At 71.1% G+C, this 24,847-nt stretch carries 26 protein-coding genes; 21 read left to right on the forward strand and 5 right to left on the reverse strand.

Annotated elements, in window-relative coordinates; genetic code table 11:
• Positions 1-51 precede the first annotated feature (51 nt).
• The 4 genes from ACFSVL_RS18005 (at position 52) to ACFSVL_RS18020 (ending at position 4,064) form a co-directional block, all read left to right on the forward strand.
• Positions 52-612, forward strand: coding sequence for a cysteine hydrolase family protein (locus ACFSVL_RS18005; protein WP_378305545.1), 561 nt, complete (start codon positions 52-54; stop codon positions 610-612).
• A gap of 623 nt (positions 613-1,235) precedes the next feature.
• The gene (locus ACFSVL_RS18010; RefSeq protein WP_378305547.1) at positions 1,236-1,508 is read left to right on the forward strand and encodes a hypothetical protein; all 273 of its coding nucleotides are present in this window, start codon (positions 1,236-1,238) and stop codon (positions 1,506-1,508) included.
• A 605-nt stretch (positions 1,509-2,113) separates the two neighbouring features.
• Complete coding sequence (locus ACFSVL_RS18015; RefSeq protein WP_378305548.1) at positions 2,114-3,250, forward strand: acyltransferase family protein; 1,137 nt, start codon at positions 2,114-2,116, stop codon at positions 3,248-3,250.
• Between the two features lie 142 nt (positions 3,251-3,392).
• On the forward strand, positions 3,393-4,064 hold the full coding sequence (locus ACFSVL_RS18020) for a DUF4097 family beta strand repeat-containing protein (RefSeq protein ID WP_378305550.1): 672 nt from the start codon (positions 3,393-3,395) through the stop codon (positions 4,062-4,064).
• A gap of 414 nt (positions 4,065-4,478) precedes the next feature.
• Here the strand turns inward: ACFSVL_RS18020 and ACFSVL_RS18025 are convergent, their stop codons facing one another.
• On the reverse strand, positions 4,479-4,754 hold the full coding sequence (locus ACFSVL_RS18025) for a YggT family protein (RefSeq protein ID WP_378305552.1): 276 nt from the start codon (positions 4,752-4,754) through the stop codon (positions 4,479-4,481).
• Positions 4,755-4,895: 141 nt separating this feature from the next.
• Between ACFSVL_RS18025 and ACFSVL_RS18030 the strand changes: the two genes are divergently transcribed.
• The 15 genes from ACFSVL_RS18030 (at position 4,896) to ACFSVL_RS18100 (ending at position 20,149) form a co-directional block, all read left to right on the forward strand.
• Positions 4,896-6,605: an IlvD/Edd family dehydratase gene (locus ACFSVL_RS18030; RefSeq protein ID WP_378305554.1), complete on the forward strand. Its 1,710-nt coding sequence runs from the start codon at positions 4,896-4,898 to the stop codon at positions 6,603-6,605.
• On the forward strand, positions 6,605-7,438 hold the full coding sequence (locus ACFSVL_RS18035) for a fumarylacetoacetate hydrolase family protein (protein ID WP_378305556.1): 834 nt from the start codon (positions 6,605-6,607) through the stop codon (positions 7,436-7,438). Before ACFSVL_RS18030 ends, ACFSVL_RS18035 begins: the two co-directional genes overlap by 1 nt.
• A gap of 87 nt (positions 7,439-7,525) precedes the next feature.
• Complete coding sequence (locus ACFSVL_RS18040) at positions 7,526-8,830, forward strand: alginate lyase family protein (RefSeq protein WP_378305558.1); 1,305 nt, start codon at positions 7,526-7,528, stop codon at positions 8,828-8,830.
• 49 nt (positions 8,831-8,879) lie between these two features.
• Positions 8,880-9,215: an isoamylase early set domain-containing protein gene (locus tag ACFSVL_RS18045; RefSeq protein WP_378305559.1), complete on the forward strand. Its 336-nt coding sequence runs from the start codon at positions 8,880-8,882 to the stop codon at positions 9,213-9,215.
• 242 nt (positions 9,216-9,457) lie between these two features.
• Positions 9,458-10,066 (forward strand): TetR family transcriptional regulator, encoded by a 609-nt coding sequence (locus tag ACFSVL_RS18050; RefSeq protein ID WP_378305561.1) that lies wholly within the window; start codon positions 9,458-9,460, stop codon positions 10,064-10,066.
• 1 nt (position 10,067) lies between these two features.
• The gene (locus tag ACFSVL_RS18055) at positions 10,068-10,730 is read left to right on the forward strand and encodes an enoyl-CoA hydratase/isomerase family protein (RefSeq protein WP_378305563.1); all 663 of its coding nucleotides are present in this window, start codon (positions 10,068-10,070) and stop codon (positions 10,728-10,730) included.
• Positions 10,731-10,858: 128 nt separating this feature from the next.
• Complete coding sequence (crcB, locus tag ACFSVL_RS18060; RefSeq protein ID WP_378305565.1) at positions 10,859-11,326, forward strand: fluoride efflux transporter CrcB; 468 nt, start codon at positions 10,859-10,861, stop codon at positions 11,324-11,326.
• Positions 11,326-11,694, forward strand: a complete 369-nt coding sequence (gene crcB / locus ACFSVL_RS18065) for a fluoride efflux transporter CrcB (protein WP_378305567.1) — start codon at positions 11,326-11,328, stop codon at positions 11,692-11,694. The genes crcB (ACFSVL_RS18060) and crcB (ACFSVL_RS18065) overlap by 1 nt, the downstream gene beginning before the upstream one ends.
• A gap of 112 nt (positions 11,695-11,806) precedes the next feature.
• Positions 11,807-13,132 carry a purine-cytosine permease family protein gene (locus ACFSVL_RS18070; RefSeq protein ID WP_378305569.1) on the forward strand — a complete coding sequence of 442 codons (1,326 nt, stop codon included), beginning with the start codon at positions 11,807-11,809 and terminating at the stop codon, positions 13,130-13,132.
• Between the two features lie 25 nt (positions 13,133-13,157).
• Positions 13,158-14,708: a hydantoinase/oxoprolinase N-terminal domain-containing protein gene (locus ACFSVL_RS18075; protein WP_378305571.1), complete on the forward strand. Its 1,551-nt coding sequence runs from the start codon at positions 13,158-13,160 to the stop codon at positions 14,706-14,708.
• A 3-nt stretch (positions 14,709-14,711) separates the two neighbouring features.
• Positions 14,712-15,782 carry a DUF917 domain-containing protein gene (locus ACFSVL_RS18080; protein ID WP_378305573.1) on the forward strand — a complete coding sequence of 357 codons (1,071 nt, stop codon included), beginning with the start codon at positions 14,712-14,714 and terminating at the stop codon, positions 15,780-15,782.
• On the forward strand, positions 15,779-16,873 hold the full coding sequence (locus tag ACFSVL_RS18085) for a DUF917 domain-containing protein (RefSeq protein WP_378305575.1): 1,095 nt from the start codon (positions 15,779-15,781) through the stop codon (positions 16,871-16,873). The genes ACFSVL_RS18080 and ACFSVL_RS18085 overlap by 4 nt, the downstream gene beginning before the upstream one ends.
• Entirely contained in the window at positions 16,870-17,589 is a 720-nt protein-coding gene (locus ACFSVL_RS18090; RefSeq protein WP_378305577.1) for an SDR family oxidoreductase, read from the forward strand. Before ACFSVL_RS18085 ends, ACFSVL_RS18090 begins: the two co-directional genes overlap by 4 nt.
• 14 nt (positions 17,590-17,603) lie before the next feature.
• The gene (locus tag ACFSVL_RS18095) at positions 17,604-18,674 is read left to right on the forward strand and encodes a DUF917 domain-containing protein (RefSeq protein WP_378305579.1); all 1,071 of its coding nucleotides are present in this window, start codon (positions 17,604-17,606) and stop codon (positions 18,672-18,674) included.
• On the forward strand, positions 18,671-20,149 hold the full coding sequence (locus ACFSVL_RS18100) for a PucR family transcriptional regulator (RefSeq protein WP_378305580.1): 1,479 nt from the start codon (positions 18,671-18,673) through the stop codon (positions 20,147-20,149). Before ACFSVL_RS18095 ends, ACFSVL_RS18100 begins: the two co-directional genes overlap by 4 nt.
• Positions 20,150-20,198: 49 nt before the next feature.
• On the opposite strand, the gene ACFSVL_RS18105 is transcribed toward ACFSVL_RS18100, so the two are convergent.
• Both ACFSVL_RS18105 and ACFSVL_RS18110 read right to left on the reverse strand, forming a co-directional pair.
• Entirely contained in the window at positions 20,199-21,428 is a 1,230-nt protein-coding gene (locus tag ACFSVL_RS18105) for an alpha/beta fold hydrolase (protein ID WP_378305582.1), read from the reverse strand.
• Positions 21,429-21,628: 200 nt separating this feature from the next.
• Positions 21,629-21,922: a hypothetical protein gene (locus tag ACFSVL_RS18110; protein ID WP_378305584.1), complete on the reverse strand. Its 294-nt coding sequence runs from the start codon at positions 21,920-21,922 to the stop codon at positions 21,629-21,631.
• A 122-nt stretch (positions 21,923-22,044) separates the two neighbouring features.
• On the opposite strand from ACFSVL_RS18110, the gene ACFSVL_RS18115 reads away from it, so the two are divergent.
• Positions 22,045-22,233: a hypothetical protein gene (locus ACFSVL_RS18115; protein WP_378305585.1), complete on the forward strand. Its 189-nt coding sequence runs from the start codon at positions 22,045-22,047 to the stop codon at positions 22,231-22,233.
• A 21-nt stretch (positions 22,234-22,254) separates the two neighbouring features.
• On the opposite strand, the gene ACFSVL_RS18120 is transcribed toward ACFSVL_RS18115, so the two are convergent.
• Positions 22,255-22,872 (reverse strand): RraA family protein, encoded by a 618-nt coding sequence (locus ACFSVL_RS18120; RefSeq protein WP_378305587.1) that lies wholly within the window; start codon positions 22,870-22,872, stop codon positions 22,255-22,257.
• Between the two features lie 66 nt (positions 22,873-22,938).
• Between ACFSVL_RS18120 and ACFSVL_RS18125 the strand changes: the two genes are divergently transcribed.
• Positions 22,939-23,439 (forward strand): methylated-DNA--[protein]-cysteine S-methyltransferase, encoded by a 501-nt coding sequence (locus ACFSVL_RS18125; protein ID WP_378305589.1) that lies wholly within the window; start codon positions 22,939-22,941, stop codon positions 23,437-23,439.
• 4 nt (positions 23,440-23,443) lie between these two features.
• On the opposite strand, the gene ACFSVL_RS18130 is transcribed toward ACFSVL_RS18125, so the two are convergent.
• On the reverse strand, positions 23,444-24,241 hold the full coding sequence (locus ACFSVL_RS18130; protein WP_378305591.1) for a siderophore-interacting protein: 798 nt from the start codon (positions 24,239-24,241) through the stop codon (positions 23,444-23,446).
• Positions 24,242-24,847: the final 606 nt, after the last annotated feature.

The following is a 24,847-nucleotide window of genomic DNA, read 5'->3' on the forward strand; positions in this document are numbered from 1 at the left end:
TGTCGGTGCCGGGCGCTAGCGTTGGCGCGAACCTGATGGAGGAGATTCTCGATGACCACTCTCAACGACCGCCCGAACACCGCCCTCTTGGTCGTCGACGTGCAAAACGGCGTCGTCGACGGCTCGCACGAACGGGACACCGTCGTGGCGAACGTCGCCGCGCTGGTGGAGAAGGCCCGGCAGGCCGAGGTCCCGGTCGTGTGGGTCCAGCACGAGAACGACGGCATGAAGAAAGGCAGCCCCGAGTGGGACCTGGCTCCGGAGCTGACGCCCGTGCCCGCCGAACCACTGGTGGAGAAGCGCTACGGAGACTCGTTCGAAGACACCACCCTGGAGTCGGTCTTGGCTGAGCTGGGGGTAGGACACCTGGTAGTCAGCGGAGCCCAGACAGACGCCTGCATCCGCTCGACCCTGCACGGCGCATTCGCGCGGGGCTACGACGCGACCCTGGTGAGCGACGCCCACACCACCGAGGACCTTTCGAACTGGGGCGCTCCGCCGCCCGCGCAGGTCATCGCGCACACCAACCTGTACTGGAGTCACCAGACCGCCCCGGGCCGGACGGCCGGGACGGTGTCCACGGAGGAGGTCGCCTTCGCCTCCGGAGCCTGAGCACGCCGGTGACTTCGCGAGCGGGCGTCTGCGATGCGGACGTCCGCGACGCGAGCGCGCCGGGGCGCGGGTGTCCTCCGGAACCTGGCGCGCGCCGGAACCCAGTCCGGCTTCCGCCCGCCCAGCGGAACTGGTGAGCCGCCAACCCCCGATGGCTCTGCCAACCCTTCGGCGGGAACGGTCACCCCGCCATCTACCGGCAGCCCCGCCATCTACCGGCAGCCCCGCCATCTACCGGCAACCCTGCCGCCTACCGCAACCCTGTCACCTACCGCAGCCCCCATCCACAGGCAGCCCCCGCCAACCTCCGGCACCCACCGGCAGCTGTCGCGACGTGAGCGGGCTCGTGACCGGGCACAGTCCCGACCTGTGCCCAGTCATCGCGAGGTGCGCCATAGCTTCGTCGCAGGCTGGCAGAGTCGCGTCGGCCTAGTTCTGGCGGTGGCGCTCGCGGGCGAGCGCGAGCACGGTCACGCCGGGCTCAAGCTCGCCTACCCGGACCGGTGAAGCGCCTCTCTCGCCTGAGTGGTTCGGGCGGATTGATCTTGTCGGCGCTCGATGCCCGGCGCTTTGCTGGAGCCCGGCCGCAGTATCCGGGCATCGAGCGGGACGGAGCGAAAAACATGGGCAAAATGGCAGGCAGGCTGGCCGTGGCAGCACTGGCACTGGCAGGCATGACGGCGGCCGCCCCGGTCGCGACGGCCGCGACTGTCCCGGCCGCCCCGCATTCCGTGCTGGGTTGTGTGGAGTACGCGGTCACCGAAGGGGAAGCCGACCTGGACATCGCGTTCCCGGCCTGCTCCCAGGGCAGTCTGCTGGACTGCTACCGGATCTTCCGCGACGAATACGGTCGCCAGGCGTGGGCTCTGGAGGCCTGCAAGCTCAGGGGCCAGTAACGGAGCCCGCGTCGCCGCGGCTTTCCAGCACCATCGCCCGGCGTCCGAGTCGTCGGTGAGTCCGTGCTCCGAACGCCAGGCAGCACTCGCGCAGGACGCCCACGATCGCCGGGAACCGAGTTCAACGAGCCGGAGCAGCGGCTTGGCCAACCCTGTCCGCAAGCCCGCCCGCCGCAGTTCCCGGCGACCCCGAAGCGGATGCCTCGACGCACCCGATCCCGCGCCGCCTGAGCCGCTGCCCCCTGCCCGCCGACCCGGCGACGCAGCTGGACCACGACCACCTCCAAGACCGATTCAGCCGAGCCGCGAACGCATCACTCCCGATCGGCCAAGCAAGCATTCGTCCGTCACATCCAACGGGTGAATCCTGATTGCCCCCAACCTAAAACCTCTCGCTCATCGGAACCCCGCCCCGGCGAGCGACAGCCCGCCCCGCCACCTCCAGCGAACCGGTCGCACCCAGAAACCCCTCTGCCACCACGACTTTCCCCGGCAAACACGGCAAACCGGAACACGAACCCCCTTCCCCGTACCGGAAATGCCCCGCCCCGCGCGCCCCAGGGTCCCTCCCCGTCCCGGGAACCCCACCAGTTACGGTGGCTCGCGTGTCCTCGTTCCGTCCGGTGAGCGTGTCTTCGGGGAACCGGCGGATCAGCTGGGACCTCGTGCGCGGTGGGTGCGTCGTGCTGGTGCTGCTGTACCACGCGACCTACATGAGCGTCGTCGTGCATCCCGAGCTCGGGCCGCGGCGGTTCGCGTTCCCGCATCAGGTCGGGGCGAGCCTGCTGCTCGTGATTTCCGCGTACTTCGCCGCCGTCACGATCGGGCGCGGGTCGCTCGGGCGGTACTGGTGGGGGCGGATCGCGCGGTTGCTGCCGCCGTTTCTCGCCGCTGTCGTCGTGATCTACTTCGCGCTGCGGTACCTCTCGCCGCCCGGCTGGTTCAGCCCGCGGTTCGGCGATCTCGCCGGCAACCTCCTGATGCTCTGGAACTGGAAGCCCGCCGACTTCCCCTTCCTCGACGGTTCCCACTGGACGATTCCCCTCCAGCTCATGGCCTTCACTGTCGCCGCGCTGCTCTACCGCGGCAGCTGGGGCCACGGCCGGAAGTTCCGCGTCGTCATGTGGACCGCGCTGCTCGTCCCGCTCGCGCAGTGGCCGCTGCGCGTCGCTGGTCCGCCCGAGTGGTACCGCGTCATCGTCGACGGCTTCGGGTTCCACCGCTGGCACCTGTTCGTCGCGGGCATCGCGGTCCGGCTCTGGACCACGAAACGCGTGTCCACGGCCGAATTCGCGCTGCTGGAGGTTCTCTGCGTCGGGGCGCACGCGCTGCACGGCGCGACCGTCACCCCGTCCGGCATCCGCGTCGAATGGGGTTCGACGATCGGCATCGCGATCGGGATCGCGGTGATCTCGCTCGCCGCGGCCGGCCCGGACTGGAACCGGTTCGTCCCGGCGTTCGCCCAGCGCGCGATCACCTGGTTCGCCGGCGTCTCCTACGGCGTCTTCCTCATCCACCAGGCCATCGGCTACCTCGTGCTGCACTGGCTGTCCGGCCTGGGAGCCGACCCGCTGCTGCAGACCGCCGGGATGCTCGCGACCGGCGTCGTCCTCGGCTGGGCCCTCACCCGGCTGGTCGAACGCCCCGCCCACCGCTTCCTCATGCGCGGCTACGACTCCTGGACCGCCCGCAGACGTCCCGGCGACGAACCGATCCCGGTCGCAGCGGGCAAGCCCCGCTGACCCGCGTCCCGCCCCTCGATGTCCGGGACATCCCTGATGCCCGAAAGCCGTTCGCTGCCATAGCGTGGCATTCCGGCTTGACGGAAAACGAGGGGCGAGACAAGTGCGAATCGGTTGGTTGGTCGTTGCTGGCGTCGCAGCGGTGAGCGTCTCCGCGTGCCAACTCCCTGTGGCGCAGGGCGAGGGCGAGCAGGACAGCGGCACGTTCGCCGTGGGCTGGCCGGGCACGGCCCGGGACACGTCGACGCTCTCCGGTTCGGCGACCGCGGTCAAGATCGACAGCGCGGCAGGCTATGTGCGGCTGCGTTCCGGCGGCACCGCCGGAACGATCACCGTCGAGCGCGAGATCCGCTACCAGGGCACGAAACCGGAGGGAACCTGGCACCGCCTGACCGGATCGACGCTCGAACTCGACGGGAACTGCGGAAACCAGTGCATCGTCTCCTACACGGTCACCGCACCCGACCGGATGGCCGCGACCGGCAAAATGGGCGCCGGCGAATTCGAGGCGGCCAAGATCAGCTCGCTGGACCTGACGATGTCCGCGGGCAGGCTCGCCGTTCAAGACTGCGCGGGGCCGGTCAAGGCCGTGACCACCGTCGGCGAAGTCGACATCACCATGAGCACGCCGGCCGACGCCACCGTCAAGACCAACGTGGGCGCCGTTTCCCTCAACGTCCCCGGCACGGACTACGCGGTATCAGCGAAAACCACGGTCGGCGACCGGAGCGGCACCCTGCCGGACCGGCAGAGCGGCGCCCACCGCATCGACGTCAGTTCCTCGGCCGGGGAAATCCGGCTCGACTCCCACTGACCCGCTCGCGTCACTCCACTGTGGACACTCCGGCGGGCGCGGGGCGACTCGCGCTCGCCGGATGGAAAGCTCGTAGGAGCGGGGGAGACCCGCGCTCGCGCAGCGGAAGTCCGGCAGGAGCGCGATCGACCAAGCTGAGCCGCCGACGGCCAGACGGGGGCCGACGACCAGGTCGAGGTGCCGAGAACGAGGTTGGGTCGCCAACGGCGGGGCCAGGGCACCGACGACCAAACCGGGCCGCCGAGAACGAGGCCGCGTGCCGAGAACGAGGTTGGGCCGACGACGAGGCCGGGGCTCCGGCGACCAGATCGGCCGCCGCCAACCAGGCCAGGCCGCCCACACACCCCGAAGTCCCGGCCACCCTCACCCACCGCGAGCACACCCGCCACCCTCACCAAAAACGACCAGCCGACCTCACAACGCGAACGCGATCGACCGCACCACCAGCGCCGCGACAAACACCGCCGTGAACGCCAGGTCAATCGCCACCCCACCAGCCCGCACCGGCCGCAGCACCCGGCGCACCGGGGCGATCACCGGTTCGGTCGCCCGGTGGCTGATCCGGCGCGCCTGGCCGAGCCACGCGGGCCCGGTCGCCACCAGGCGCGTCCAGTCCAGCACCATCCGCACCACCAGCACCAGGATGAACACGGTCAGGACATACCCGACCAGGGTCCCGATCAGGCTCATCGCACACCTCGCGTCTTCGGCAACGTCTTCACCTGGTCCAACGTCCGCCGTCCCCGCGAAGTGTCCGGTTCGGGGGAATTCTCAGCCGATTGCCAGGAGCCGCCCGATCGGGTATCGAGGAAAACGCCGGAGGGAGGCAGCGTGGGAGATCGGCGCAGCGCGGCGTGGTTCGGCGCGTCCGGCCGGGCGGGGATGATCCACCGGTCGTGGATGCGGTCCCAGGGTTTCGGTCCGGAGGTTTTCGACGGCAGGCCGGTGATCGGGATCGCGGTGAGCGCGTCCGAGCTGGCCCCGTGCAACGTCCATCTCGACCGCGTCGCCGAGGCGGTCAAGCGCGGAGTCTGGCAGGCGGGCGGCCTCCCGCTCGCGTTCCCCACGATGGCGACCGGCGAGACGCTCATGCGCCCCACCGCGATGCTCTACCGCAACCTGATGGCGATGGAGGTCGAGGAGCTGATCCGCGCCAACCCGCTCGACGGCGTCGTCCTGCTTTCCGGCTGCGACAAGACGACCCCGGCGATGCTGATGGGCGCGGCGAGCGTCGACCTGCCCGCGGTGATGGTCACCGGCGGCCCGATGCTCAACGGCAAGTTCCGCGGCGGCGACGTCGGCTCGGGAACGCACGTCTGGAAGTTCGAGGAAGAGCTGAAAGCCGGCCGGATGACCGAGGAGGAATGCTTCTTCGCCGAGGGCTGCATGGCCCGCTCGAACGGCCACTGCATGACCATGGGCACCGCCTCGACGATGGCCTGCCTCGCCGAAGCGCTCGGCATGCAGCTGCCCGGATCGGCGACCTGGCCCGCGGTCGACGCGCGCCGTTTCGAGACCGCGCAGTCGGCCGGGCAGCGGATCGTCGCGATGGTGGAGGAGGACCTGCGGCCGTCGGCGATCCTGACCCGCGAGGCGTTCGAGAACGCGATCCGCGTCAATGCGGCGATCGGCGGGTCCACGAACGCGATCGTGCACCTTCTCGCGCTGGCCGGTCGCGTCGGCGTCCCGCTCGCGATGGGCGATTTCGACGAGCTGGGCCGTGCCGTGCCCACGCTGGTGAACCTGATGCCGTCCGGGCGCTTCCTCATGGAGGATTTCTGTTACGCCGGAGGGGTTCCCGTGGTGCTGAGCAGGCTCGCCGAAGCCGGACTCCTGCACACCGACGTCACCACAGTCACCGGCAAGCCCAGGGAAACCGCGGAATGCTGGAACGACGAGGTGATCACGACGGTCGACGCGCCGTTCCAGCCGCCCGGCACCGGAACCGCTGTGCTGACCGGGAATCTCGCCCCGGAGGGAGCGGTGCTCAAGCAGTCGGCCGCGTCGCCGGAGCTGCTCGCCCACACCGGCCCGGCGCTGGTCTTCGACACCGCGGAGGACTACCACCGTGTCGCCGACGACCCGGACCTCGATGTCACTCCCGACACGATCCTGGTCATTCGCGGCGCGGGACCGAAGGGGTACCCGGGCATGCCGGAGGTCGCGAACGTCCCGGTCCCGAAGAAGCTGCTCGACCAGGGAATCACCGACGTGGTGCGGATCTGCGACGGCCGGATGTCCGGCACCGGCTACGGCACGGTCGTGCTGCACGTGAGCCCGGAATCGGCGGTCGGCGGCCCGCTCGCGCTCGTCCGCACCGGCGACCGGATCACGCTCGACACCCCGGCGCGCGAGCTGACCCTGCACGTTCCCGACGACGAACTGGCCGCCCGCCGCGAGTCGTGGACGCCGCCGGAAAGCCCGTACCGCAGCGGATACACCTGGCTCTACCGCGAGCACGTCACCCAGGCCCACCTCGGCGCGGACTTCGATTTCCTGCACGGCGCCCGCGGTTCCGCCGTGCCGAGGGATTCGCACTGATGCGCCGCCTCGTGAAAACCCAGGAGGGCTGGCAGGTCACCGACGGCGAGTCCGTCGGCGCGCTCCCACCGGGCACGACGCTCGGCTCCCTGCTCGCCCTGTCCGCCGATGCTTTCGCCGAAGCGCTGGCCGTCGAGCTGGCTCCAGGAGAACTGGGCGAGCTGCGCGCGCCGGTGGACGACGACACCGAGGTGTGGGCCGCCGGGGTCACCTACGAGGTTTCGCGCGAGGCGCGGATGGAGGAAAGCGGCGACGCCGACGTCTACGCGCGGGTGTACGAGGCGGAGCGGCCGGAACTGTTCTTCAAGAGCGTCGGGCGTCGCGTGCGCGGGCCGGGCGAGCCGATCGGCGTGCGCGAAGATTCCACTTGGGACGTTCCGGAACCCGAATTGGCATTGGTGTGCAACGCGAACGGGGAGATCGTCGGCTACACGATCGTCAACGACGTGAGTTCGCGCAGCATCGAAGGCGAGAACCCGCTCTACCTGCCGCAGGCCAAGATGTACCGCGGCTCCTGCGCGGCCGGGCCGTGGATCGTGCCCGCAGCGGCGATCGAAGACCCGTACGCGCTCGGCATCACCGTGATGATCCATCACGCAGGGGAACTGCGGTGGGCGGGGGAGACGACCACCGCGCGGCTGCATCGCCGGCTCGCCGATCTGGTGTCGTGGCTCTATCGCGGCGACGTTTTCCCGCGCGGCGCCGTCCTGGCCACCGGTACATCCGCGGTTCCCGGCCCGGACGTCAGCCTCGGGGCGGACGACGAGGTCACCATCGTGATCGAGGGCATCGGCACCCTCCGGAACCCGGTCCGGCGCGGCCGTTCCGCCTGACCTCCCCTTGACGCGGTCGCATCCGTTCGGCTATTCAATCTCAGTTCACATATCTGTGGAGTATTCATATTCTTGAACGGAGTTGCGGTGCTGCCTCCTTCACGGTCTTCCCGTCCGCGTCGTATCGCGGCGGTCCTCGCGACGGTCGCCGGGCTGCTCGCGGCCACCGCCGGAGCGGCCGCCGCCGCGCCCGCGCCGAGGTCGTGCTCGTTCGTCTGCGTGCCGGACCCGGTGGTGCTCGACGGCCTGCACCTGGCAGGCAACAAGATCGGCCTGATGGCCGGGAACCCGACGCTGCGCACGTCGCTGTCCAACCTGCTGAAGCAGGCCGACGACGCGCTGACCAAGGGCCCGTGGACGGTCGTCGACAAAGAGCGCGTCCCGCCGAGCGGCGACAAGCACGACTACCTGAGCCTCGCCCCGTACTACTGGCCCAGCCAGCCGAAGACGCCGGAAAACCCGCAGGGCTGCCCGTACGTCGACCGCGACGGCCAGGTCAACCCCGAGATGAAGAACGTGCCGGACAAGGCTGAACGGCTCGTCGCGTTCAACTCGATCTACCAGCTTTCGCTCGCCTGGTACTACACCGGCAAGGCGGAGTACGCCCAGCGCGCGGCGCTCGACCTGCGCACCTGGTTCCTCGACGCGGCAACAAAAATGAACCCGAACCTGAACTTCGCGCAGGGCATCCCGTGCAAGACCGACGGGCGGGGGATCGGCATCATCGAGTTCTCCTACACGTTCACCCAGGTCCTCGACGCCGCCCGGATCCTGGAAGCGGGCGCGCCCGGCTGGTCGAAGGCCGACGGCAAAGCGTTCCGCGGCTGGTCGGCGGACTTCCTGACCTGGTTGCGCACCAGCAAAAACGGCACCGACGAGGCCAAGGCGACCAACAACCACGGCACCTTCTACGACCTGCTCACCGCCGCGACCGCGAGCTACGTCGGACAGCGCGACCTCGCCCGCAAGATCGTCCGCGACTCCGGCAAGGCCCGCATCGACCACCAGATCGACGCGGACGGCGGCCAGCCCGAGGAGTCGACCCGCACCCGGACGTACCACTACCACACGTTCAACCTCGTCGCGCTGACCCGGCTCGCGCAGTTGGGCCGGCACCTGGGCGTCGACCTGTGGTCGTACCGGAACCCCAAGGGCGGCAGCATTTTCGCCGCCGTCGAGCACCTGCTCCCGGCGGCGACCGGTGCTTCGCCGTGGCCGCTGCCGGACATCCATTTCATCCAGTACGCCGCCCTCGACAGCGTGCACGCCGCCGCCGACGCGGGCGACTGGAAGGCGCGGGCCGCCGTCAGCCACATCCCGGCCCCGCCCGGCGGCGACCTGTTCCCGGTGCGCCCGGCGGCCGAGCAGCTGGACGACGTGTCCACGACGTGACTTTCACCCGGACGCGGCACTCGCCGCGTCCGGGCTTTCGGTGCCGGTCATGAAACGATTCAGAAAGACCGATTCGCCGGAACCGGAAAGGGAAACCCCCGTGATCAAGACCAGCCGCAGGAGCGACTCCGGGGCCCGGCGGGTGACGTTCGTGCTGCCGCTCGACACCCCGCCCGGCCCGGTCAGCGTGGTCGGCGACTTCAACGACTGGCAGCCCGGCCGCCACGAACTCCGCAAACGCTCGAACGGCACGCGCTCGGCCGCGGTGGAGGTCCCGCCGGGCGCCCGGCTCCGCTTCCGCTACCTGGCCGAAGGCGGCCGCTGGCTGGACGACCCGGACGCCCCGGCCCGCGACGGACGGGACTGCCTCTACGTGGCGGACTGACGGGGCGGGTCGTGAGTGTTTATGCCGGTTCTAACCGGCATAAACACTCACGAGGCTTGTGACGGCAGCCGGGTGGCGCTTCGGCGGGTCCCCCTGCGTGGGCAGCGATTCCGGCGGCGGGCTTCCGCTGGGGTGTCGTGAGTGGCAATCCCGGTTCTAACCGGGATTGCCACTCACGACCCCCTGAGCCGCACATCACCCCGCCCTAGTTTTGGAGCACCCGCTCCATTACCATTCGCCCCATGCCCCGCCCCCGGATCCACGACCCCGAGCTGATCCTCGACACCGCCGAGCGCCTCATCGCCGACGCGGGTCCCGAGGCGCTCACCGTCCGGCGGCTCGCCCACGAGGCAGGCGTCCCGAACAGCACGATCTACCACGCCTTCGCCAACCTCCCCGCCCTGATCGGCCGGACCTGGCTGCGCGCCGCCACCTTCTTCCTCGACGAGCAGGAACGGCTCGTGAACGAAGCGCCCGACCCGATCGAAGCGGTGGTCGCGGCCGCCGACACTTCCGCCGTGATCGCCGACGCCCGTCCGGATGCCGCGCGGATGATGATCGCCGTCCCGTCGAAGCGCGTGCTCGGCCCGCAGCTTCCCGACGACCTCGCGGAAGCCTTGCACGCCTTGGACAAACGCCTCGTCCGCCTCCTCGTGCGCCTCGCCCGCCAGCTCTGGAACCGCGGCGACGGTCAGGCGGTCGAGGTCATCACCGCGTGCGTCGTAGACCTCCCGACCGCCCTGCTCCGCCGCGAACTCGCTACCGGACCCGCCACTGTGGACAGTCGCCAACGGCTGGCCGCGGCGGTCCGCGCGATCCTCGCTCTCGAACCACCGTCCAGAAAGGACTGAAATGCCCACTCTCACCGCCACCGGCCCCGTCCACGTCCTCGACTTCGGCGCCGACGAAAACCGGTTCGCCCCATCATGGCTGGACGAAGTCCACACCCACCTCGACACCGTCACCGCGGGCAAGGAACCCGCGGCACTCGTCACGATCGGCAGCGGCAAGTACTACTCGAACGGCCTCGACCTCGACTGGCTCACCAGTCATCCCGAGGACGCCGGCAAGTACGTCACCAGCATCCACGACCTGCTCGCCCGCGTGCTCGCGCTGCCGGTCCCGACCATCGCCGCGGTCAACGGCCATGCCTTCGGCGGCGGCGCGATGCTCGCGATGGCGCACGATTTCCGCGTCATGCGCGAGGACCGCGGCTACTTCTGCTTCCCCGAGGCCGACATCAACCTCCCGTTCACCCCGGGCATGGCCGCGCTCGTCCAGGCGAAGCTGACCCCGGCCGCCGCCGTCGCGTCGATGACCACGGGAAGCCGCTTCGGCGGTCCGCAAGCGAAAGCGCTCGGCCTGGTCGACGCGACCGCCGCGCTGGAAGACCTGCGGACGACCGCGATCGAACGGGTCGCGCCGCTCGCGGGCAAGGACCGCGGCACGCTCGAAGCGATCAAGTCCACTATGTTCGGTCCGGCGCTGACCGCGTTGCGGGAGGCGGGGAACTGATCGGGTAGGCTCGCGTACGCGCGGCGGTGGGGCTCGCCGCTCCGGGAATCTCCCGGACAACCGCGGCCGAGGCCGCCAACAGTCCCTACTCGAACCGTGACCCCGTGTCCGTGGAGTAGGAGAAGACTGTGCCCGAAGAACCCCTCGACCCCGACGTCGACCTCCGGGATCCCGTGCAGCAACGCGAACTCGTCCGGCACCACGTGTCGGTGCTCGGCGTGATCGCGCTCGGCGGCGGGCTCGGCGCGCTGGCCCGCTACGGCCTCGCGCAGGCCCTTCCCGCCGAGCCAGGCGGCTTTCCCTGGGCGACCTTCTGGACGAACATCGCCGGCTGTTTCCTCATCGGCGTGCTGATGGTGCTGGTCACCGAGGCGTGGTCGGCACACCGGCTGGTGCGGCCATTCCTGGGCGTCGGCGTCCTCGGCGGCTTCACCACGTTCTCCACGTACGCGGTCGAAGCGCGCAACCTCCTTCAGCCCGACACTGTGCCGCTCGCGTTCGGCTACCTCGGTGGAACACTCATCGCCGCGCTGCTCGCCGTCCTGCTGGGACACGCGGTCACCCGCAAGCTGGTCCCGGCGAAGGTGGCTGCCTGATGACCGTGCTTCTCGTTTTCCTGGGCGCCGCGGTCGGCGCACCGATGCGGTACCTCGCGGACCGGGCCGTCCAGTCCCGGCACCAGAGCCTGTTCCCGTGGGGCACGTTCACCGTCAACCTGCTCGGCTGCGTCCTGCTCGGCGGGCTCGCCGGTGCCGGGACCGCGCTGCCCGCCGCCGTCTACTCGCTGCTCGGCACCGGATTCTGCGGTGCGCTGACGACGTACAGCACGTTCAGCTACGAAACCGTCCGGCTGGCCGAGCGCCGCTCCTACTTCGCCGCGGCGGCGAACGTCGTGGTCAGCATCGCGGCGGGGGTCGGCGCGGCAGCGTTCGCGTACGAGGCTGTCCACGCCTTGGTCGGGTAAAAGTGCGATTCGCACAGTCGGACTACCCAGGCTGTGCAGATCGCACGGTGACCTTGCCGGAGCTGCTGCTTACCGTGCTGGGAACCGTTCCCCTCCCTGATGAGGAGTCGCCATGGCCTCGGCTGTCGGTGTCGACGACTACGCGCTGACCAGGGTGCCCGATTCCGCCCGCTACTCGTGGTGGTCGGTCGCTGTGCAGCGGTTCGGCCAGGTTTCCGCGCTGTCGCAGTTCCTGCTCGGCGCCACGATCGGCTTCGGGATGAGCTTCTGGAACGCCGTGCTGGCGTTCACGCTCGGCTCGGTCATCCTCGAGCTGATCACGATCCTCGTCGGCGTGATCGGCGTCCGCGAGGGACTGACCACGTCGATGATCGCGCGCTGGACCGGCTTCGGCCGCGGCGGCTCCGCGCTCATCGGGCTGGCCATCGGGATCAGCCTGATCGGGTGGTTCGGCATCCAGTCCGCGGTGTCCGCGCAAGGCCTCGCCGCGCTGGTCGGCGGTCTGCCGGAATGGGGATGGGCGCTCGTGTTCGGCCTGGTGGTGACCGCGATCGTGGTGCGCGGCTTCCACTCGATGGCGTGGACGGCTTACCTGATGGTGCCCGCGTTCCTGATCCTGGTGGGCTGGTCGGTGATCTCCGAGCTGACCCGGCACGACCTCGGCGACCTCGTGGCGTCCGCGCCGCCGGGCCCGCAGCTGAGCCTGCTGCAGGGCACGACGCTGGTCGCGGGCGGGTTCATCGTCGGCGCGGTGATCACGCCGGACATGACCCGGTTCAACCGCACCACCGGCGACGTCGTCAAGCAGACGCTCGTCGGCGTCACCCTCGGCGAGTACGTGATCGGCCTGGCCGGCGTGCTGCTCGCGCACGCGGTCGGCACGGAGCAGATCACCACCATCGTCACGTCGTCGGTCGGCTGGGTCGGGCTGCTGATCGTCATCGCCGGCACGATGAAGATCAACGACTGGAACCTGTACAGCTCCGGGCTCGGCGTCGTGAACTTCATCGGCACGGTGTCCGGGAAACGGGCGCACCGCGGCCTGGTCACCGCCGTGCTCGGCGTGGTGGGGAGCGTGCTCGCGGCGGCCGGAATCCTGTCGAAGTTCACCGATTTCCTGACCGTGCTCGGGGTCGCGTTCCCGCCCATCGCCGGGATCATGGTCGCCGAGTACTTCGTGGTGAAGCAGTGGCGCGGCGAACTGGCGGAGGCGAGGGCCCTCGGCGCGGTGCCGTCGGAGGCGCCGGTGTGGGTGCCCGCGACGATCGTCGTCTGGGTCGCTGCGGCGCTGTTCGGCGAGTTCGTCGAATGGGGTCTGCCCAGCATCAACTCGCTCGTCGTGGCTTTCGTTCTGTATGTGGTCGCCGGGAAGCTCGGGCTGGTTCGCGGGGTGGGCAAGAGTGCCACCGCGGACGCCGAACCGGCCCCGGCCGCCTGATTCCGTTACCCCGAAAGGAGTTTTCGTGCGCATCGGCATCGACGTCGGCGGCACCAACACCGACGCGGTCCTGCTGGACGGCCGCGAGGTGCTCGCCTCGATCAAGACCAGCACCACCGAGGACGTCACCTCGGGCATCGTCGCCGCGATCGACGGGCTGCAGCGGCAGCGGGCGTTCGACCCGGCCGCGGTGCGGGCGGTCATGATCGGCACCACGCACTTCATCAACGCGCTCGTCGAGGCGCACCGGCTGGCCCCGACCGCGGCGGTGCGGCTCAGCCTGCCCGCCGGCGCGTCGCTGCCGCCGATGGTCGACTGGCCGCAGCGGCTGGTCGACGCGGTGTCCGGGCGCAGCTACCTGGTGCACGGCGGCCACGAGTTCGACGGGCGGCACATCGCCGAACTGGACGAGAGCGAACTGCGCAAGGCCGCCGAGGACATGGGCGAGGCCGGGGTCCGCAGCGTCGCCATCACGTCGGTGTTCTCGCCGGTGAACGCGGAGTTCGAGGCGCGGGCGGCGGAGATCATCGGTGCGCAGCTGCCGGGCGTCGCGATCTCGCTGTCCCACGAAATCGGCCGGATCGGCTTGCTGGAGCGGGAAAACGCGACTGTCATCAACGCCGCGCTGCGCGAGCTGGCGGCGCACATCGTGGACGGCCTGGCCGCGTCGGTGACCGGTGCGGGCATCACCGCGCCGCTGTACCTGAGCCAGAACGACGGCACGCTGATGGACGTCGACTTCGCCCGCCGCTACCCGGTGGCGACCTTCGCGTCCGGCCCGACGAACTCGATGCGCGGCGCCGCGGTGCTGTCCGGTTTGGACACGTGTGCGGTGGTGGACGTCGGCGGCACCACCAGCGACGTCGGCGTGCTGCGGCAGGGCTTCCCGCGCGAGGCGACCACGGACGTGAGCGTGGCCGGGATCCGCACGAACTTCCGGATGCCGGACGTCCTTTCGATCGGCATCGGCGGCGGCAGCCGGGTGCGCGGCGACGCGTCCGGCGTGACCGTCGGACCGGATTCCGTCGGCTACGAGCTGACCTCGAAGGCGCTCGTGTTCGGCGGAGACACCTTGACCGCCACGGACATCGCGGTCGCCGCCGGGCGGGCCGAGATCGGCGACCCGGCGCTGGTCGCGCACCTCGACCGGGACTTCGTGAAGGCGGCGCTGGACCGGATCGCGGCGGACGTTTCCGACGTCGTGGACCGGATGCGCACGTCGTCCGAGCCGCTTCCGGTGGTCGCGGTCGGCGGCGGTTCGGTGCTGCTGCCGGACGAACTCGCCGGCTCCGGCGAGGTCCGCCGTCCGGACCACTACGCGGTGGCCAACGCGATCGGCGCGGCGATCGCGCAGATCGGCGGCGAGGTCGACCGGGTGTACGTGATCGAGCCCGGCCGCCGCGAAGCCGTGGTGGACGAGGCGAAGCAGGAGGCGGTCGACCGCGCGGTGGCGGCCGGGGCGAGCCCGGCGTCCGTCGGCATCGTCGACTTCGACGAGGTGCCGATCCCGTACCTGCCCGGCAACGCCACCCGGATCCGGGTCAAGGCGGTCGGCGACCTGCAGCTGGGGGCCTGAACGATGGCTGAGATCACTGCGAACGATCTGGACGACATCGCCCGCGGCGCGGCGATCCTCGGCACCGGCGGCGGGGGAGACCCGTACATCGGCCGCCTGCTGGCGCTCTCCGCGGTCCGCGAGCACGGTTCGGTGCCGCTGGTGCAGCTGTCCGAATTGGACGACGACGCGGTGGTGCTGCCGGTCGCGATGATGGGCGCGCCGACCGTGATGGTGGAGAAGCTGCCGTCCGCCGAACAGGTCGGGCTCGCCGCCCGGACGCTGGCCACCTACCTCGGCAAGGAACTGACGCACATCGCGTGCGCCGAAGCGGGCGGCGTGAACTCGCTGATCCCCGTCGTCGCGGCGGCGCAGCTCGGCCTGCCGCTGGTGGACGCGGACGGCATGGGCCGCGCGTTCCCGGAACTGCAGATGGTTTTGCCGACGCTGTACGGCATCCGCGCGACCCCGATGTCCATCGCGGACGAGAAGGGCAACCGCGGCGTACTGGACACTGTGGACAATCACTGGGCGGAGCGGCTGGCCCGTTCGGCGACCATCGACATGGGCTGCTCGGCGATGATCAGCAACTACGCGATGTCCGGCGCGCAGGCCCGCGAATCGATGGTGCCCGGCACGCTGACCCTGTGCGCGGAACTCGGCGCGCTGGTGCGGCAGGCGCGCGAGGCGCACGAGAACCCGGTGGAGCGCGTCGTGGCGCGGCTGCGCGGCCGGACGCTGTTCAGCGGCAAGGTCGTCGACGTCGCCCGCCGCACCGTCACCGGCTTCGCCCGCGGCGAGGCACGACTGTCTGGAATGGACGGTGACACCGGGTCGGAAATGCTGCTGCGCTTCCAGAACGAGCACCTGGTCGCCGAGGTCGACGGCGAGGTGCGTGCTTCGGTGCCGGACCTCATCTGCACCCTCGACCGCGAGTCCGGCGAGGCCGTCACCACCGAAGGCCTGCGCTACGGCCAGCGGGTGACGGTGATCGCGGCCCCGGCCGACCCGCGCTGGCACACTCCGGAAGGCATCGCGCTGGCCGGTCCGCGGTACTTCGGCTATGACCTCGACCCGATCGGGGTCGCCGGATGAGCTGGACACTGACCGAAGACCACCTCGAAGACCTCGCCCGGGGCGCGGCCGTCCTCGGCACCGGTGGCGGCGGCGACCCGTATGTCGGGCGGCTGCTGGTGCGCGAGGCGATCCGCGAGCACGGCCCCGTCACCGTGCTCGACCCGGACGACCTGGACGACGACGCGCTCGTGATCCCGACCGCGCAGATGGGCGCGCCGACCGTCGTGCACGAGAAGCTCCCGAACGGCGCCGAACCCGAGCTTGCCTTGCGGGCGCTGGAAAAACGCCTCGGCGCGAAGGCCGACGCGACGATGCCGATCGAATGCGGCGGGATCAACTCGATGATCCCGCTGGTCGTCGGCGCGCGGCTCGGGCTGCCGGTGGTCGACGCCGACGGCATGGGCCGGGCGTTCCCGGAACTGCAGATGGAGACGTTCGGCGTGTACGGCGTCCCCGGTTCGCCGATGGGGATCGCCGGGGAGCGCGGCGAAACCACGGTGATCGACACCGGCGCCGACAACCAGCGGATGGAATGGCTCGCGCGCGGGATCACCATCCGGCTCGGCGGCGTCGCGCACATCGCCGAGTACTCGATGAGCGGCGCGGACGTGAAACGCACGGCGGTGCCGCGGACGTTGTCGCTCGCGCTGAGCGTCGGCCGGGCGATCCGCCTTGCCCGCGAAGCGAATGCCGACCCGGTGGCCGCGCTGGCGAAGGCGCTCAGCGACACGTTGTACTCGCATCTGCGCGTGCTGTTCCGCGGCAAAGTGTCCGATGTGGAACGCCGGACCGAGGAAGGGTTCGCCCGCGGCCGCGCCGCCGTGGTGTCCTTCGACGGCGAGCACAAGCTGGAAATCCTGTTCCAGAACGAAAACCTGGTGGCGCTCGTCGACGGCGACGTGCGCTGCCTCGTCCCCGACCTGATCTGCGTGCTGGAGGCGGAGTCCGCCGAGCCGATCACCACCGAGACGCTGCGCTACGGCCAGCGGGTCACCGTGGTCGGGATCTCGACGCCGCCGCTCATGCGCACCCCGGAAGCGCTGGCCACGTTCGGCCCGGCGGCGTTCGGGCTGGCGCACGAGTTCGTCCCGGTGGAGGTGGCTTCGTGACTTCGCTCGACGGCCGGGTCGTCGTGGTGCTCGGCGGCGGTTCCGGGATCGGGCTGGAGGTGGCCCGGCGCGCGACCGCGGCCGGCGCGCTCGTGCACCTCGGCGGCCGGACCGGCGACAAGCTGCGGGCCGCCGCGGCGGAGCTGGGCCCGACCGCGACCTGGCAGGCGGTGGACAGCACCGACCAGGCATCGTTGGCGGAGTTCTTCGGCGCGCTGGACCGGGTCGACCACCTGTTCACGCCCGCCGCGTCCTACACCGTCGGCCCGATGCGCGCGCTGTCCGACGAGGAGGCGGAAAGCCCGTTCGTCACCAAGTTCTGGGGCCAGTACCACGCGGTGAAACACGCCGCGCCGAAGCTGTCGGACGACGCTTCGGTGGTGCTGATGTCCGGTGTGGCGAGCGTGCGCCCGCCTGCCGCAGCTCCGGCGTACGTGGCGTGCAACGCGGCGATCGAGGGCCTCGGCCGGGGGCTCGCGGTGGAGCTGGCACCGGTCCGGGTGAACGTGGTGTCGCCGGGCACGATCGACGGGAACCTGTGGGCCGGGCGTCCGGCCGCCGCGCGGGAGGCGAGTTTCGCGCAGTACCGCGCGGACACCCTGCTGCACCGGGTCGGCCGGGAGTCCGAAGTGGCCGATGCCGTGCTGTACCTGTTCACCAGCACTTACACCACCGGCTCGACGCTCTATCCGGACGGCGGTTACAGCTTCCGCTGATACGCTGACCAGCCATGCGCATCACCGCCGCGGACGTGCCCGCTCTCGAACGCGGGGTCGCGCTGCTCGGGTCCGGCGGGGGCGGGGACACCGTCACCGCGGCGGTGCTGCTGCGGCGGCTGACCGAATCCGGCCGCGAGCCCGTCGTGCACCGGGTCTCCGAGCTGCCGCCGGACACCCTGGTGGTGCCGGCCGGGATCGTCGGCGCGACCGCCGCGTTCGCCGAGAAACTGCCCAGCGGCGACGAGTTCGCCTCGGCGATCGCCGCGATCGAGCGCTGGACCGGGCAGCGCGCGCAGGCGCTGATGACGATCGAGATCGGCGGGCTCAACGGCCTGCTGCCGCTGGTGGTCGCCGAGGAGCTGGGGCTGTCCTATGTGGACGCGGACCTGTCCGGGCGCGGGCTGCCAAGGCTCGACCAGTTCTCCGTCGCCGCGACCGGCCGGGGCGTCGCTCCGGCGGCGATGGCCGAACCCGGCGGCCGCGTCGTGGTGCTGGCCGCCGCGGCCGACTCGGTGGTCGAGAACGGGGTCCGTGCCTTCCTCACCAGCTCCGGCGGCTGGGCCGCGATCGCCCTCGCCCCGATCCCGGCCGGCGAACTGGCCGGGCACACCGTGCTCGGCACGACGAGCGAGGCGCTCGCCCTCGGCGCCCGCGTGCTCGCGGCGGGGGAGGCCCCGGACCTCGCGACGCTGGAAACCGCGCTGGGCGGCCAGGTGCTCGCCCGCGGCCGGGTGCTGGAGGTGTCCCGGCACATCGGCCCCGGCCAGCACGGGCACCCAGGCTTCGGCCGCGGTTCGGCGACGCTGACCGACCACCGCGACGGTGCGTTGCTGCGGCTGGAAATGGAGAACGAGTATCTGCTGGCGCTGCGGGACGGACTGCCGGTGGCGTCCACTCCGGACGTGCTCTCGGTGCTCGACCGCCGCACCGGCGTCCCGCTGCAGTGCGACACGATCCGCGCCGGAGTGGAGGTGGACGTCGTGTGCCTCGCCGCGTCCCCGTTCTGGACCGACCCGCGCCGTCGCCCGCTGCTGGAGCCGCGCGCGTACGGGATCGACTGCGATCCGGTGGTGGCACAGTGATTCTTCGCCAGCTGCTCGCGCTGCCGTCGTGGGCCGGTCCGGTCCGGGTGTGCTCCGGCGAGTCCGGTTTGGACCGTCCACTGCGGACAGTCAAGGCAGCGTTGGACGCTTCCGGCGCGCCCGCGCTCGGCGAGCTGGTGGTGCTGGTCCGCCCGCTCGGCTCGGACTGGCAGATCGATGCCCTCCTGCGCCGATGCGCGGACGCCCGGGCCGCCGGAGTCCTGCTTCCCGGAACGGAACCGCTTGCCGCGTCAAGACTTCTGGCCGAACGGCTCTCGGTGCCGCTGCTGGTCACGTCCGCCGACCCGCTCGATCTGCTCGTGGACGCCCGCCTCGCGCTGGCCGCCCCGGACGTCGACCGCGCGGAGGCGGTGCTGGCCGCGCACCGGGCGCTGGGGGAGCGGCTGCGTCCGCCGGAAGAGATCGTGACCGTCCTGCGCCGTCTCCTGGACGCACCCGTCGCCGTCCTCGACGACCGCGGTGAGGTGCTGGCCGGTGAACTCGCCGAGGCCGCCCGCGTGCGCGTCCACGAGCCGGTCCCGCAACGGGTGGTGCTCCCGGATGGCGTGCTGCTCGCGCATCCCGCCGCGTCGGTGTGGCTGGCCGCCGAGCTGACCGGCACGAAGGCTCCGCGCGCGGACGTCGTCGCCGCGACACTGGCCGTCGCCGCTGGCGCGCTGCAGCGCTGGCTGCTCGCCCATCGCCTGGAGCTGGAACGCGACGCCCGTTCGAGGTCCGCGCTGCTGGGAGACCTGCTGCGCCAAGACACCGAACCGGGTTCCGACCTGCGTCGCCGTGCGGCTGATGCAGGCTGGCGGCTCGGCGGCTGGCACGTCGGCCTGCGCATCGGCGTGCCCGCGGACGTCGACACCGTCGCCCGCACACAGGAAGTCGTCCGTGCGTTGCGGGCCGAGTCGGTCGAGGCGGTCACCGTCGAACACGGCGAGGGCTGGACCGGCTGGGTCACCTTCGACCAGGAACCGACCGCGGAACGGGTGCGCGCCCTGTCCGCGCGGCTGCGCGCCGTGCACCGCAGCCTGCGCCGGACCCTGGACGCGCACCTGGGCGTCGGCCGCCCGCACGCCGACGGCCTCACCGCGACCGTCGCCGAGGCCACCGACGCCGCCCGCCTCGCCGCGACCCGCCCGGAGACCGGGCACTTCCTGCACGTCGACCAGCTCGGGATGGCTCAGCTGCTGCTGGAATGGACCCGGACGGACACCTTCGAACCCGCCGCCCGCGCCCTGCTCGCCCCGCTGGCCGACGTGCCCGGCGACCTGATCCGCACGCTCGCCGCCTACCTCGACGCCGAGTCCTCGCTGGCGGAAACCGCGACCGTGCTGGGGATCCACCGCAACACGGTCGCCGCGCGGATCAGCCGGATCGAGCAGCTGCTGCACGTCGACCTGTCCCGCCCCGACGAACGCCTGGCCCTGCACCTGGCCGCCCGCGCGGTGATCCTCGCCCGTCCGTGAGGGGAACCCTGAGGGAATCAGAGTCCCTCAGGGTTCCCCTCACGGCACGTCAGACGCGGCCGCGCACGAGGTCGATCAGGCGGCCGAGCACATGGTCGCCCGACGCGCGCAGGCCGTTGTGCTCGTATTCGCTGGTGATCCACGGCCGCAGCGTCGGGATCAGCCGCGCGGTCTCCTCGGAAAACACTCGCTCGACGTACATGTCGTTGGCGTAGATCGCGGCCGCCGCCGGGACCGTGCACTCGCGCAGCGCGTCGGCGTCGTACAGCCGCGGCCACTCGTGCGCGGCGAGCAGTTCGGCGGTCTCCTTCATCGGCTGGAGACCGTGGAAGTCGTCGAAGAGCCAGGGGAACACGTGCTCGCCGGTGAACAGCGTCCGGTCGGTGCGGAACTCGTCCGGCAGCACGCGCTCGGCGGACCAGCGGGTGGAGAACCCGTCGGAGTAGGAGGACTCGTGGATCACCGAGTACAGCGGATTGCGCGCGCTGAACGGCAGCGAGCTGGCGACGTCGTGCGCGAAGGCGGGGGACTTCGGGTCGCGTTCGATCAGGTAGTGCAGCGCTTCCTCGCCGCCGCTGGCCCCGAGGACGTACCCGAGCTGCTGGAACAGCCGCGCGGTGAGCGGACTGCCGTCGGGCAGCACGACGGCCCCGTCGTCGAGCATCGGCAGCAGCGCCTCGACCCGGGCGCGGTCGTCCGGATAACGCAGGTAGTACTGGCGGTTGCGCTCGATCATGTTCGCGAACGTCGCGGTGTAGACCTCGTCCGGATGCCGCGCGATCGGCGGCAGCCCGCCGGTGAAGAAGGCCTCGGCCAGCCCTTCGGGCGCGTGCGAAAGGTAGGCGAGCGTGCAGAACCCGCCGAACGACTGCCCGAGCACGCTCCACTTCTCGACGCCCAGCTGCTTCCGCACGAACTCCGCGTCGCGAACGATCGCGTCCGCCCGGAAGTGGGTGAGGTACGCGGCCTGCTCGGCCGGCGTGCCCGGCAACGTGCCGACCGGGGTGGACCGTCCGGTGCCGCGCTGGTCGAGCATCAGCACCCGGTACTCCCGCAACGCCCTCGGCAGCCAGCTCGGCACCCCGAGCGACGGCCGCGGCGCTTCGTGCCCGGGCCCGCCTTGGAGGTACACGAGAAACGGCCGGTCGAGCCCGTCCGGATCGGCGACCTCCCTGGCGAAGACGGTGATCTTCGCGCCTTCGGGACGGGAATGGTCGAGGGGGACGGAGAACTCGTGCTCGGTGAGCACCAGGCCGGGAACGCGCACGGTGGTAGCCATACGGGCGATTCAACCAGAACGGGCGCAGCGGCGGCCACGGAATTGACCTTGGGAGTCCATTGTGGACTCAGGCTTCGGCGGGCGCTGGTGCGGGCATCCGGTCGCGTCGGCGGCGGAGTGTGCGGGATCGGGTGCCGAGGGCGCAGGCAGAAGACGCACCCGCCGGGGCACAGCCGAACGCGTCCCGCCGGGCGAGGCCGCTACTCCTTGCCCATCGACCGCCGGATCTCGGCCAGCTTGTCCTTCGCCGCCTCCTTGCGGTCGGCGATCTTCTTGTCCAGAGACTGCAGATCCTCCGGACCGCCGATCCCGGCGAGCTCCTGCGCGCCGACCGAGGTGTTGTACCGCTTCTCGATCCGGTCCCGCACGAAGTCGAACGACGGCGCGCCGCCCTCGCTGTAGTCGGGTTCGGGCAGGGCGGCGGGCGGCGTGCCGGGGCTCTCCACGATCTCCGCGTCGAGCGGCTGCTGCTCGCCGGGCTTGTCCGCGCTCATCGTCTCGCCTCTTCTCAGTCGTCGGCTCCGCCTTCGACCCTAGCCGACCTCGCGCGGACGGGGACGGATGTTTCACCGCCGCCGGTCTGCGGTAGCCCATCAGGGACGGAAAGGAGTCCTCGATGCTTCGTCCCCGCTCGACCGCGCCGCCCGCCCCGCCCGAGCCGGTCACGCCCGGCCCGCTGGACCCCGACCCGGAGTCGCCGGCCCCGGAGCGTCCGCTGCCCGATCCCGAACCCCTTCCGCCCGAATCGGAACCCGGCCCCGAGCTGGCGGCTGCGGGTCCGTTGTGGACGGTCGAGCCGGAGTAACCGCCGCCGGCCTGGGGAACCTCAGCCGGTGAATCCGCCCGCCGCCAGCGCGGCGTCCACCCGGGCCCGGTGCGCCTCCGCCCACTCGTCGAGCGTCTGCGCCTCCTCCTTGGCCAGCTTCGCCCGCGCGTCGGCCAGCACCTGCGGGGCATCGGCCGCGGGCACCACGACCACGCCCTCCTCGTCCGCCACCACGACGTCCCCGGCGTGCACCGTCACCCCGCCGCATCGAGCGGGCTCGCCCAGCGGCGTCACCGCGGACTTCGTGCCAGGAATGGGAATCACGCCGCGCGCGAACACCGGGAACCGCGCCTCGCGGACCTCCGCCAGGTCGCGGATCACGCCGTCCAGGACGAAGCCCGCGATGCCGCGGCGCTGGGCGGTCGCGCAGACGTTGCCGCCGGCCAGCGCGTAGTCGACGTCGCCGGACTCCGCCACGATCACCGCTCCGGCCGGTGCGCGGTGGATCGCCGCGTGCAGCATCAGGTTGTCGCCCGGAGGGCAGCGCACCGGGTACGCGGGCCCGGCGATCCGCGGCACCGGGCCCCACAAGGGGCGCACGCCGAAGTCGAGCACCTGGCCGCGGCCGAGCAGGTCGGCGAGGGTCGTGGTGGGGATGTCGTCGAAACCGTCGTCCATGGACGGCGATGCTCTCACTCGCGGCGCGTCCGGATACCGTTCCGTGGCACCGATCACGGAGGACAGATGGCTTTCCGGCACACCGTCGCCGCATCCCCGGTCGGCGACCTCACCCTGGTCGCCGACGGCAGCGCCCTGGTCGCCGTCTACTTCGACGGCCACAGCCGGACCCCGCGCTTCCCCGACTTCGGCCCGCGCACCGACGACGGCTTCGCCGACGCGACCCGCCAGCTCGGCGAGTACTTCACCGGCCGGCGGCAGACCTTCGACCTCGACCTGGACCTGCGCGGCTCCGACTTCGAACAGCGCGTCTGGCACCTGCTGACCCGCATCCCCTACGGCGAGACGCGCACCTACCGCGACCTCGCCGTCGAACTGGGCGAACCCGGCGCGGCACAGGCGGTCGGCAACGCGAACGGCTGGAATCCGCTGAGCATCGTCGTCCCGTGCCACCGGGTGGTCGGCGGCAGCGGCGGCCTGACCGGCTACGCGGGCGGCGTCGACCGGAAACGGTTCCTGCTGCAGCTCGAAGAGCCGCCAGCGCAGGACGCGGGCCGGCTGTTCTGACGGCTCATCCCAGCGACGCGCGCCCGTGCTTCCAGTACCCCTGGAACGCGATCGCCTGCTTCGGCACCCCGCGCTCCCGCGTGAGGAACCGCCGCGCGCCGGTCGCGAGCCCGCTCTCGCCCGCGACCCACGTGTAGCCTGGCGGATCGGAGAGATCGAGCTGGGCGAGGACGTCGAGCGCGAGCCGCCCTGGCAGCCGGTCGTCCTCGCGGACCAGCCACTGGACGTCGGCCCCGAGCGGCGCGTCGACCTTCCGGACGTCGTCCCGCGACCCGACCTCCAGCAGCACGGTGGCCCGCAGATCCGCCGGTGACGATTCGAGGATGGCCAACGCCGCCGGAATCGCGCTCTCGTCGGCGAGAAGAAGCTGCCGCACGCCGTCCGGCGGCAGGAAGGTGATGCCCTCGTCGAGAATCCCGATCTCGTCGCCGGGCCGGGCGTTCTCCGCGAACCGCGACGCGGGCCCGCTGTCGCCATGGACCGCGAACTCGACGTCGACCTCCCCGGGCCTGCTCGCCCGGATCGTGTAGTTCCGCACCCACGGCCGGGACGCGGCGCTCATGAGCATGTGCTGGGCGAGCCAGCGGTTGCTCGACGCGGTGGGGAGGCGCAGCCCCGGCTGGCCCTCGCGCGGGAAGAACAGCCGGCACCATTGATCGAACCCGAGCGGCGCGAAGTCTTCGAGGTCCTCTCCGCCGACAGTGAGGGTCACGAAATGCGGGGAGGTCCGTTCGGCGCGCAGAACGGAGGTCCGGAGCAGCCGTCTGCTCTCGGGCGTGCGGCGCTGGGGGAGGGTCGGCATGGTGGGTTCCGATTCAATTAGGTAAGGCTTGCCTTCTTGACGGTAGCCGCTGGCTCGCCAGGACGGCAAGGACCGGCGCTGCCTCTCAAATGCACCCGTCGGTGGGCATTGCCCCGAACGGAGGCGTCCGTTCGGGCGCTCTCGCCGACTGTCGCCTCCGCCTGGTGATCACTCTCCGTGTCACTCATGTGGGTGACGGTTGACTGCTCAATAACTCGTCCGGGCGTGACACTCCGTGTATCACCGCACTGCGGCCTCGCTTGGCGCGGCTGCGTCCCGTGGTGGTGTGAATGTGCGGATGAACGTGCATATTCCCGTGTCAGCGCCGGTTCGCCGCTGTTCGCGGATGTGTCAAGAGGTCTGGACAAGAGGACGGGAGCGTGGTCGGGGACGCCCGAATCGGTGACCGCGAAGAGTAGCGAAAACCGTCACTCGAACCGCTGGGCGACGCGGGAGGACCGTTCACCGCGACACTGCCAGTAGAACTGGTCGGTAACGCACCGTCTTCGCCAGGATGAGCGCATCCGGGACCCGCGCCGCACGACAGCCGGGGGCCGGACAGCTGTCGGAGCCGGTCCGCCGGCCGGAAGAGAAAGGGACGACGAC

The sequence above is a fragment of the Amycolatopsis silviterrae genome (assembly GCF_042684085.1).
Classification (GTDB): Bacteria; Actinomycetota; Actinomycetes; order Mycobacteriales; family Pseudonocardiaceae; genus Amycolatopsis; species Amycolatopsis silviterrae.

Bases quoted from the DNA above. Each gene is read 5' to 3' on its own strand.
- ACFSVL_RS18005 (WP_378305545.1), top strand. From the start codon at position 52: ATGACCACTCTCAACGACCGCCCGAACACCGCCCTCTTGGTCGTCGAC.
- ACFSVL_RS18010 (WP_378305547.1), top strand. From the start codon at position 1,236: ATGGGCAAAATGGCAGGCAGGCTGGCCGTGGCAGCACTGGCACTGGCA.
- ACFSVL_RS18025 (WP_378305552.1), bottom strand. From the start codon at position 4,754: ATGAGCCTGATCGGGACCCTGGTCGGGTATGTCCTGACCGTGTTCATC.
- ACFSVL_RS18035 (WP_378305556.1), top strand. From the start codon at position 6,605: ATGCGCCGCCTCGTGAAAACCCAGGAGGGCTGGCAGGTCACCGACGGC.
- ACFSVL_RS18045 (WP_378305559.1), top strand. From the start codon at position 8,880: ATGAAACGATTCAGAAAGACCGATTCGCCGGAACCGGAAAGGGAAACC.
- ACFSVL_RS18050 (WP_378305561.1), top strand. From the start codon at position 9,458: ATGCCCCGCCCCCGGATCCACGACCCCGAGCTGATCCTCGACACCGCC.
- ACFSVL_RS18055 (WP_378305563.1), top strand. From the start codon at position 10,068: ATGCCCACTCTCACCGCCACCGGCCCCGTCCACGTCCTCGACTTCGGC.
- crcB (WP_378305567.1), top strand. From the start codon at position 11,326: ATGACCGTGCTTCTCGTTTTCCTGGGCGCCGCGGTCGGCGCACCGATG.
- ACFSVL_RS18070 (WP_378305569.1), top strand. From the start codon at position 11,807: ATGGCCTCGGCTGTCGGTGTCGACGACTACGCGCTGACCAGGGTGCCC.
- ACFSVL_RS18080 (WP_378305573.1), top strand. From the start codon at position 14,712: ATGGCTGAGATCACTGCGAACGATCTGGACGACATCGCCCGCGGCGCG.
- ACFSVL_RS18085 (WP_378305575.1), top strand. From the start codon at position 15,779: ATGAGCTGGACACTGACCGAAGACCACCTCGAAGACCTCGCCCGGGGC.
- ACFSVL_RS18095 (WP_378305579.1), top strand. From the start codon at position 17,604: ATGCGCATCACCGCCGCGGACGTGCCCGCTCTCGAACGCGGGGTCGCG.
- ACFSVL_RS18105 (WP_378305582.1), bottom strand. From the start codon at position 21,428: ATGGCTACCACCGTGCGCGTTCCCGGCCTGGTGCTCACCGAGCACGAG.
- ACFSVL_RS18110 (WP_378305584.1), bottom strand. From the start codon at position 21,922: ATGAGCGCGGACAAGCCCGGCGAGCAGCAGCCGCTCGACGCGGAGATC.
- ACFSVL_RS18115 (WP_378305585.1), top strand. From the start codon at position 22,045: ATGCTTCGTCCCCGCTCGACCGCGCCGCCCGCCCCGCCCGAGCCGGTC.
- ACFSVL_RS18120 (WP_378305587.1), bottom strand. From the start codon at position 22,872: ATGGACGACGGTTTCGACGACATCCCCACCACGACCCTCGCCGACCTG.
- ACFSVL_RS18125 (WP_378305589.1), top strand. From the start codon at position 22,939: ATGGCTTTCCGGCACACCGTCGCCGCATCCCCGGTCGGCGACCTCACC.
- ACFSVL_RS18130 (WP_378305591.1), bottom strand. From the start codon at position 24,241: ATGCCGACCCTCCCCCAGCGCCGCACGCCCGAGAGCAGACGGCTGCTC.